This window comes from Campylobacter portucalensis, from assembly GCF_009690845.1.
GTDB classification, from domain to species: domain Bacteria; phylum Campylobacterota; class Campylobacteria; order Campylobacterales; family Campylobacteraceae; genus Campylobacter_B; species Campylobacter_B portucalensis.
The window spans coordinates 1-3433 of the sequence record NZ_VWSJ01000062.1; the positions used below are offsets into that span (position 1 = coordinate 1).

Annotated in this window: 1 protein-coding gene; it reads left to right on the top strand. The window is 29.7% G+C overall.

Annotated elements, in window-relative coordinates; translation table 11 throughout:
• Positions 1–3433, top strand: a 3433-nt coding sequence (locus tag F1B92_RS08590; protein WP_229770994.1) for a hypothetical protein, incomplete at both ends; no start/stop codon positions are given.

Here is a 3433-nt window from a genome sequence, read left to right on the forward strand (position 1 = left end):
GATTTAAACTCTACTATTTCTGATAAAGAGATTAAATTTACATTAAATAAAGCTACAAGTGTAGATGAAAATGATAGTAGAGTAATAACATCACAAGCAGTATTTAATGAATTTAAAAACTATACTAAAACATCTGAGTTAGGTAATGAATTTTTGAAAAAAGATGGCTCTAATATCGGTAAAGATGATAAAGATAAAAAAGAAGGAAGAACTAAATTTGGCAAAAATGTAGGCATTGAAAAAATCGAACTCAACGACTCAAACAAAAGCACAACTGAGTTAGTACAAGCACAAGCTTTGATAAATTATTTAAAAGGAGAAGGAAATCATTCTGTTAAAATTTCTGACTCATTAAAAACGACAGCAAAAGGCGATCACTCAATAAGCATAGGATCTGAAGCTATATCAGAAAATAAAGGATCAATTGCCTTAGGTTATAATGCACAAGCAAAAAATAAAGCATCAATTTCTATAGGGCAAAATTCAAATGTTACTGGAGAAAAGTCTATATCTATTGGTGCACAAAATAGTGTTTTAGGAAACTTTTCATTTGTATTGGGTGAAAATAATACACTCAACAAAGAACAAACCTATGTAATTGGTTCTGATAATAATATAACTGGCAAGAAAAATATCTCTATTGGCTCAAGAAATAAAATACTAGGAGATGATAATATATTATTAGGATCTAACATAAAAATTGAAGATTCTAATATAACAGATGCAATCGTGTTAGGAAATGACTCTACAGCAGAAAAAACAGCACTATCTATAGGCAATGAAAGCATAAAAAGAAGAATAGCCAATGTTGCAGAACCAATAAAAGAATACGACGCTGCAAATAAAAAATATGTTGATGCAAGAGGTATTAAATTTAAAGGATCTAAAAATGGGGAACAATTAGTAAAATTAGATAAAACTTTAACCATAGATAGTTCAGACGCAAAATACAAAAAAGATTCAAACGATACAAGCATTAAAGATATAGAGACAAGTGTTTCAACTGACACAAATGGGACAAAATTAACTTTAACATTAAACAAATCAGATCAAGTTAATAAAGATGATGAAAGAGCAATCACCTCAAAAGCTGTTGCAACTGCAATCGAAACAGTAAAATCTCAAATAGATAACTTAGATGAAGATGTAGTAAAGTATGATAAAGATTCTAATAAATCCAATATAAGATTAGGCGGCGTAAGTGCAGATGGAGTCTTTACAAAACCTGTGAGAATACAAAATTTAAAATCTGCACTAGATATTATGGATGATTCAAACGACAAAAAATATGCTGAATTAAATAAAACAAAAGCAGATAAAGCTTTAACTACGTTGTTAAATAATAAAAATGCCGATAGTTTGCATCAAGCAACAAATGTAACTGATTTGCAAGCTCTAGCAATATCAGGATTAAATTTTAAAGGCAATGATGGTAAAAATATACATAAAAAATTATCACAAACTTTAGAAATAGTTGGTAAGGGTATAGATAAAAAACAAGCAGGTAAATTTAATGGAACAAACGGAAATATCGCAGTGAAAGAAAATAATCAAAAATTAGAAATATCTCTTAGTAAAAATTTATCAAGTATTAAAAAAATAAAAAATGATAAATTTGGTTCAATAGAATTTAATGCAAACGATAAAAATGGGCCTAGTAAAACAATTAAAAATTTAATACTTACAGGAAATGGAACAAAAATTATTCTTTCTCATAAAGGAATGCATTTAAATGAAAAACAACTTATTGGACTAAAAAGCGGATTAGATAATAATGATTTAGAAAAACTAATAAATAGTTCTAATAATTTAGAAAATAAAGCAGTGAATGTTAAAGACTTGGCTAAAATTTCTAAAGAAATAGTTGAAAAAGGATATAAATACAATGCAGATGTTTTAGAAAGTGATGATAATAAAAATATAAAATTAGGCTCAACAATATCATTTAATAAACTATCAAGCAAAACTCAAACATCAGCAAATCCTAATATAAGTGACTTTGTAGGAGAAAATTTAATAACCAAATATACTTATAACAAAGATGGCAATGCTAAGATAGAAATTGGTTTTAAAAACTCACCAACGTTTGAAAAAGTTACTCTCTCTACACCTCAAAAATATGGTGAAGGCAGCATTAATAATAATGATTTAATCACTAAATCTTACCTTGAAGAAGCATTAAATAGCTTTAAATTTAAGGTAGCTGATGGAAATAAAACATTTGATATTGGTCGAGGTGATACATTGAAATTTAATACAGGATTAAATATCGGTATAAAATTAGATAGTAATAAAACACCATCATCTACTCCAGTTACAACAGGCACAGTTCCGCCAACTAGTACAACTACTTTAACTCCGCCAACTAGCACAACAACACCAACAAATACTACCGTAGGTGTTACTATTGGTACGACTGATGAATTAAAAGATATAAAATCGATCTCTTCTCCTTCTGATAGCAATAATCAAACCACTAAACTTACATTAAGTTCAGATAGTGCTACACTTCAAACAGGAGATAAAGGCGCTAAAGTAGAGGTTAATAAAGATGGCATTATCTTTAAACCACAAAAAGAAAATAACGCCACAAATCCATCTGCTGATCAACCATCTATAACCATCAATGCAGGCACGGCATCTAGTGGAATAGATTCATTTGAACCAGGCAAAGGACCATCTATTGCTTTCTCTGCGAAAAAAAAGGACAATAACACTGTAGGATTTGGTGAAATTACTGGCTTGAGAGATTTAAATGCAAGTTCTGATGGCACAAGTGCTGCAAACAAAAACTATGTAGATAGTCAAGTAAAAGCTATAAATAATAATCGCCCATTTGAATACTATTTGGATAATGATAAGATAGCGAAAAATGAAAAAGGTAAATTTGAAAAAGATGGTAAAGAACTTTCTGAAGAAGAAGCAAAAAAAGTTGTTATTAAAGCAGAGCCTAATTCTTCTCCTATTGGTATCAGCAACGTAGCAAGTGGGCTGGGATTAACTGCACCTGAAACAAATTCAACAAAAGCCAAAGAAATAAAAAAAGAAATTGATAAATTAGCAAAAGCAGTAGAGGATGGCGTTAAAAAAGTAGGCGAGGAAGCAAATAAACTTTTAACCAACGCTCAAAAAGTAACAGATTTGACTTTAGCGGTTAGTGGCTTAGAGATGGCTTATAATGCTATGCCTGATGGAAATGCTAAAACAGAAGCAAAAGATAAATTAGACAAAAGTAAAAAAGAGCTAGAAGATGCTAAAAAAGAACTAGATAATGCAAAAACTGCTTTAAATAATGCTCAAAAAGATTTAAAGCAAGCAAATAAAAACTATGAAAATAAATACGACGGCTATAATAAAGTCGCAGGATTATTAGAACTAAATGGTGATACAAATTTAACTAAAGTTGCAACCGTTGGCGATTTAAAAGCTGTAG